We start from the raw sequence: 6874 nt of genomic DNA on the forward strand, positions 1-6874 counted from the left end.
CAGACCTCACTCTTTTTCACCTAGATTAACAGCAAGTTCTGCTGGGGCAGGGTAATAACTTTCATTGCTTTCGGATTTTGCCTTCAGGCCCGCTGGTACGTGATAAAGCGCACCCAAGTGAGCATAACTCTCGGCCATTCTCACGTAGGCTGCGGTTCCCATGGTATCCAGATAACGGAAAACACCACCGTGGAATGGAGGGAATCCCAGACCGTAAACCAGTGCCATATCAGCTTCTGCCGGGCTGGCAATGATACCTTCTTCTAAACAGCGAACGACTTCGTTAATCATTGGGATCATGGTACGAGCAATGATTTCTTCGCCAGAGAAAGTATGTTTTGGTTTGCTGATGCCTGCCAGTAACTGGTCAGCAGTCTCATCTTGTGCTTTTTTCGGTTTGCCTTTCTTATCTTGGGTGTATTGGTAAAAACCAACGCCATTTTTCTGGCCGTAACGCTGATTTTCGAATAATACATCAATGGCATCCCGGTAATTACGGCTCATGCGATCAGGGAAACCTTGTGCCATAACAGCTTGTGCATGATGGGCTGTATCAATACCAACAACATCAATGAGATAAGCAGGACCCATTGGCCAGCCAAATTCTTTTTCCATGATTTTGTCGATTTGGCGGAAATCACCACCGTCTCGCAGCAACATGCCGAAACCTGCCAGATAAGGGAATAAAACGCGGTTTACGAAGAAACCAGGACAGTCATTGACGACAATCGGCGTTTTACCCATTTTGCTGGCATAAGCTACAACGGTCGAAATGGTTTTATCCGATGTTTTTTCACCACGAATAATTTCAACCAGCGGCATACGATGTACTGGATTGAAGAAATGCATCCCGCAGAAGTTTTCTGGGCGTTTCAGCGATTTTGCCAAATCTGTGATTGGGATCGTGGAGGTGTTAGAAGCCAGAATGCAATCATCGCTGATATGTGATTCTGTTTCTGTCAGAACCGCAGCTTTAATTTTGGGGTTCTCAACTACAGCTTCGACAATAATCTGAGATTGTTCAATACCAGCATAAGTCAGGGTCGGTTGGATAGAAGACAGGATCTTGGCCATCTTCATAGCATTCAGGCGTCCACGTTCAAATTGCTTATTCAGCAACTTGGCTGCTTCATTGATACCTAAATCCAGCGCCTTTTGATTGATGTCTTTCATCAGGACAGGAATACCTTTACGCGCTGACTGATAGGCAATGCCTCCACCCATGATCCCCGCACCGAGTACAGCCGCATGTTCAGGTGTAGTGACTGCTTGCAGATGTTTTTTCGCTAATCCTTTGACGTACTGGTCATTCAGGAAGATGCCGACCAGAGCACGGGCAACAGTGGTATGTGCCAGTTTAACAAAGCTGTCGGATTCTAGCATCAGGGCACCATCACGGCCCAGTGTAGCGGCTTTTTCAATCGTTTTTACCGCAGTGATTGGTGCAGGATAATGAGGGCCTGCAACTTTCATCACCATGCCTTTTGCCACGGTAAAACTCATGGTACGTTCGATCTCATTGAGATTCAGAGGCATCAGTTTAGGCTGGCGGGCGGCTTTCCAATCTAAATCACCCTTAATAGCTTGTTCCAGAATTGAAACGGCAGATTCAACCAATTTTTCAGCAGGAACTACGGCATCAACCAGACCATTTTTCAGCGCCTCTTCAGCACCAATATCTTTTCCTGCGGAAATAATTTCGAGAGCATTGTCCGTACCAATTAAGCGTGGCAGGCGGACGGAGCCCCCAAAGCCCGGCATTATGCCTAATTTCGTTTCTGGCAATCCGATGCGAAGATCAGGAGATGCAACCCGAAAATCAGTGGAAAGTACGACTTCACAACCACCGCCAAGCGCATAACCATTGATGGCGGAGACAGTAGGAACAGTGAGATCTTCAATACGGTTAAGAATATTGTTGGCGAGGTTCAGTAGATTATGAAGTTTTTCTGCTGGCGCATTAAATAATGATAAAAATTCTGTAATATCTGCGCCAACAATAAAGGCTTGTTTTTCAGAACGTAATAACAATCCTTTTAGTTCAGTTTGTTGCTCAAGGGTGGCAACGGCTTTATCCAATGAAGTAACAGTGTTTGTGTCTAATTTATTGATTGCAGCTGGTGCATTGAAGATCAATTCTGCAATGCCATCTTTCAGCCATTTTACTTGAATAGTTTCACTTAGGTAGAGCATGTCATTCTCCTCAATGAGTGCATACCATCTGGTATGACCAGATGCTGTTGATTGTGATTAGTGTGTTAATTTAATGCAAATCAATGATTAATTTTTTGTAGGACAGATCACAGGTAAGATTTATGACGGGGGAAGATATTTTTTGTTAGTATTTTGAAAAATATAAATATTGTCGTTTTATTCCAGATAAGCCGTTTTTTATCAGGTAACTCCCTAAATAATGAATTGTGGTAATATTTAAGCTCCCGCCAGAAAATCAAAAGGCTAATTAAGATGGAAAAGTTGGCACCTCTGTACCACGAACATATTAAAACCTTACAAAAACGCACACGTGAAATATTGGCACGAACTCAGCTTGATGCCCTGCTTATTCACTCCGGTGAATCATTGCGAGTTTTTCTTGATGACCACGATTACCCTTTCAAGGCAAACGTACACTTTAAGGCTTGGGTTCCTGTGACCAAAGCCCCGAATTGCTGGTTATGGATTGATGGAATCAATAAACCGAAGCTCTGGTTTTATTCCCCGGTAGATTATTGGCATAGTGTAGAACGACTACCTAATAGTCACTGGACTGAAGAAGTAGAAATGATTCATTTGGCAAAAGCCGATGATATCAGTATGCAACTGAATGGATTACCAAAACAGAATGTCGCTTATATTGGTGAGCAAACTGAACGTGCTAAGTCTTTGGGCATCCTTGAGCACAATATCAACCCGGAAACAGTCTTGAATTATTTGAGTTACCATCGCTCATATAAAACAGATTACGAATTGGCGTGTATGCGTGAAGCTCAGAAAACAGCGGTGAATGGCCATCAGGCGGCGTACGAGGCATTTCTGTCTGGTGTGAGCGAATTCGAAATCAATATGTTCTATCTGATGGCAACGGGACACCGTGATACGGATGTTCCTTATGATAATATTATTGCCCTGAATGAAAATGCAGCCGTTTTGCATTACACCAAATTACGGCAGACAGTACCTTCTGAAATTCGTAGTTTCTTAATTGATGCTGGTGCGGAATATAATGGCTATGCTGCCGATATTACGAGAACCTATGCCGCAAAATCCAATAATGATTTTGCCTCATTGATTAAAGACCTCAATGAAGAACAGCAAGCGATTATTGGCACGATTAAAGCGGGTGTTCGATATACTGATTACCATATCAATATGCATCATCGTATAGCTAATTTGCTAAGAAAACATGACATTATTCATGGCATCAGCGAAGAAAGCATGGTTGAAAGCGGGCTTACAGCGCCATTTTTCCCGCATGGGCTCGGGCATCCACTTGGTTTACAGGTACATGATGCTGCTGGATTTATGCAAGATGATAATGGAACCCATTTGGCTGCTCCAGAAATGTATCCTTATTTACGTTGTACCCGTATCTTGGAGCCGGGAATGGTTTTGACCATTGAACCGGGTCTCTATTTCATTGAAACCTTATTGGCGCAGTGGCGTGAAAGTGAATACCGCCAGCATTTTAATTGGAAGAAAATCGATACGCTGAAACCTTATGGTGGTATTCGCATTGAAGACAACATCGTTATTCACGATGGAAAAATTGAAAATATGACCAGAAATTTACAATTATCGTAATGAAGCCTTATTTAATTCCTGCGGCTTCAGTCAGTTTTACTGAAGAAATCAAAAAGAGTCGTTTCATTACCCTGCTGGAACACACCAGCGGGGTGGATGAGGCAAAATCATTTATCCAAAGCATTAAGGAACAATATCCTGACGCCAGACATCATTGCTGGGCTTTTGTAGCAGGCGCGCCGGATGATTCCCAGCAATTGGGTTTTTCGGATGATGGAGAACCGACCGGAACTGCGGGTAAGCCCATGATTGCCCAATTGATAGGAAGTGGATTAGGTGAAATCACCGCTGTGTCTGTTCGCTATTTTGGCGGCATAAAACTTGGCACAGGCGGATTGGTGAGAGCCTATGGCAGCGGAGTACAGCAAGCACTGAAATTATTGGAAACTGAATACAAGGTCCCGCAGAAGTTGTACCAATTACAGTGTGAGTATTCGCACATTTCTATGGTTGAACAATTATTGCAACAATTTTCTGGGCAAGTGATCGCCAGCGACTATGCTGAAAATGTCACGCTACAGTTATCACTGCCAGCTACCCTTGCGGGAGAAATAGGTGATAAATTACGGGATCTAAGCCGTGGTGCTCTGTCTTTAACACCAAAATCATAATTATGTTGTCATACCGGATTTCTAAGGAATTAGCCGAATGCATTTTCGCGCCATAACCCGTATTGTCGGGCTACTTGTCATTCTTTTCTCTGTCACAATGATCATTCCGGGGTTGGTGGCATTGATTTATCGCGATGGCGCAGGCAGGGCATTTAGTCAGACATTCATTTTTGCCCTCGTGATTGGTTTAATGTTATGGGTGCCTAATCGGGAACAGAAACACGAGCTTAAACCCAAGGAGGGTTTTTTAATTGTTGTCCTATTTTGGACAGTATTGGGCAGTGTCGGGGCATTACCGTTTATTTTCTCTGAAAAACCTAATCTTTCAGTTACTGATGCTTTTTTTGAGTCATTCTCAGGTTTGACGACAACAGGGGCAACTACACTTGTTGGCCTTGATTCTCTTCCCAAAGCCATTCTTTTCTACCGGCAAATGTTGCAATGGCTGGGAGGTATGGGGATTATTGTTCTGGCTGTTGCTATTTTGCCATTACTTGGTGTTGGTGGAATGCAGCTTTATCGTGCTGAAATGCCGGGGCCATTGAAAGATAACAAAATGCGTCCTCGTATTGCAGAAACAGCAAAAACGCTCTGGCTGATTTATGTTTTGCTGACCATTGCTTGTGCGATAGCTCTATGGACTGCGGGAATGTCAGTGTTCGATGCGATCTCACATAGCTTTTCAACCATCGCTATTGGCGGCTTTTCTACCCATGATGCCAGTGTTGGTTTTTTCAATAGTCCGACCATTAATACAATTATTGCCATTTTCTTGCTGATATCGGGTTGTAATTTTGGCCTGCATTTTGCCGTTCTTTCGGGCCGAAGTTTGAAAGTTTATTGGCGCGACCCCGAATTTCGTATGTTCATCACTATTCAATTCGCATTGCTGGCGGTCTGTGTGCTGATACTGTGGCAGCATTCGGTGTATGAATCGGAATTGGAGGCGCTTAATCATGCTTTCTTTCAAGTTGTCTCAATGGCGACAACGGCGGGATTTACAACGGATAGTTTTGCCAATTGGCCTCTGTTTCTGCCTTTCTTACTATTATGTTCTGCATTTATTGGGGGATGTGCGGGTTCGACGGGAGGCGGCCTGAAGGTCATTCGCATTTTGTTGTTGTTTTTACAAGGTTCCCGTGAATTAAAACGCTTGGTTCATCCGAATGCGGTATACACCATTAAATTAGGGCATAGGGCATTACCAGAACGAATTATTGAAGCAGTATGGGGATTCTTTTCTGCTTATGCCTTAGTCTTCATCATTAGTATGTTGTTATTGATTGCAACAGGGGTTGATGAGTTTTCCGCTTTTTCTGCCATTGCTGCAACACTGAATAATTTGGGGCCTGGGTTGGGCGTAGTAGCTGATAATTTTACCACCATGAATCCAATGGCTAAGTGGATATTGGTTATCACTATGTTATTTGGTCGTTTGGAAGTATTTACACTATTAGTGTTGTTCACACCAACTTTTTGGCGTGATTAGGTGAGTTATTTATGTCATGGGCAGTCAGCTACGTAACTCGCTATCTATAAAATATTTGTATTTGAATCGCTGTATAATAAGGGCGTATCTATGAGCTATTTGTTGCTTTATTCCACTCAGGATGGGCAGACTAAAAAAATCCTCACTCGTATAGCAGAAAATCTTCGCCGTACTGGTATTAAGTGTGATTTAAGAGATTTGGCTACATTGAAGCAGGTTAATTTGACGCCTTATCATAAGGTAATGATAGGTGCATCGATACGCTATGGTCACTTCAATTCTGTATTGCATAAGTTTGTTATTCGCCATCAAAAACAATTGAATCAAATGCCAACCGCTTTCTTCGGTGTCAATTTAACGGCGAGAAAACCAGAAAAGAGAACACCAGAAACGAATGCTTATGTACGTAAGTTCTTAACTAAAAGTCCGTGGCAACCTGATTTATGTGAGGTTTTTGCCGGAGCTTTGCTTTATCCACGTTACCGCTGGTTAGATCGCATCATGATTCAATTCATTATGCGAATGACTGGGGGAGAAACAGATACTAGAAAAGAGATTGAATATACGGATTGGGAACAGGTAGATCGTTTTTCTGAGGCATTTTTGCAAATGTCGTGTAATAAAGCGTCTTAAAAATAGTCTTTTTGCTGGTTGTTTCTTCGTTTTGAGGAAAAAAAACACGAACAGAAAAAAAATGCAAAAAAACTATTGTCAGCGCCGTAAAACTCCCTATAATGCGCCACCACTGACCGACGCTGAGCTGAAACAAGCCGCGGAGGAAAGGGGGAGAAAAGCGAAAATAAACGCTTGACTCCGGAGGCGAAAAGCGTAAGATACGCAGCCTCGCAACCCGGGAGATTGATTCCGGTTGCCAACGCTCTTTAACAAATTAATCAGACAATCTGTGTGGGCACTCGCAGGACACTATCTCCGCCGAAAGGCGAAAAGAGATTAAGTCTTGAAGAGTGACTGA

At 43.1% G+C, this 6874-nt stretch carries 5 protein-coding genes; 4 read left to right on the forward strand and 1 reads right to left on the reverse strand.

Features of this window, described 5'->3' with window-relative positions:
- Positions 1–6: 6 nt before the first annotated feature.
- Positions 7–2193, reverse strand: coding sequence for a fatty acid oxidation complex subunit alpha FadB (gene fadB / locus AAC854_RS14080; RefSeq protein ID WP_340617655.1), 2187 nt, complete (start codon positions 2191–2193; stop codon positions 7–9).
- A gap of 273 nt (positions 2194–2466) precedes the next feature.
- Here fadB and pepQ point away from each other — a divergent pair, with 273 nt between their 5' ends.
- From pepQ to hemG, 4 genes are all read left to right on the forward strand, one after another.
- Positions 2467–3801 (forward strand): Xaa-Pro dipeptidase, encoded by a 1335-nt coding sequence (gene pepQ, locus AAC854_RS14085; protein WP_340617656.1) that lies wholly within the window; start codon positions 2467–2469, stop codon positions 3799–3801.
- Positions 3801–4412, forward strand: a complete 612-nt coding sequence (locus AAC854_RS14090; RefSeq protein WP_047961849.1) for an IMPACT family protein — start codon at positions 3801–3803, stop codon at positions 4410–4412. Before pepQ ends, AAC854_RS14090 begins: the two co-directional genes overlap by 1 nt.
- 37 nt (positions 4413–4449) lie before the next feature.
- Positions 4450–5901: a Trk system potassium transporter TrkH gene (gene trkH / locus AAC854_RS14095; RefSeq protein WP_340617657.1), complete on the forward strand. Its 1452-nt coding sequence runs from the start codon at positions 4450–4452 to the stop codon at positions 5899–5901.
- 90 nt (positions 5902–5991) lie between these two features.
- Complete coding sequence (gene hemG / locus AAC854_RS14100) at positions 5992–6534, forward strand: menaquinone-dependent protoporphyrinogen IX dehydrogenase (RefSeq protein ID WP_340617658.1); 543 nt, start codon at positions 5992–5994, stop codon at positions 6532–6534.
- The last annotated feature ends 340 nt before the right edge of the window (positions 6535–6874 follow it).

Source organism: Xenorhabdus entomophaga (assembly GCF_037996725.1).
In the GTDB taxonomy this organism is placed as follows: Bacteria; Pseudomonadota; Gammaproteobacteria; order Enterobacterales; family Enterobacteriaceae; genus Xenorhabdus; species Xenorhabdus khoisanae.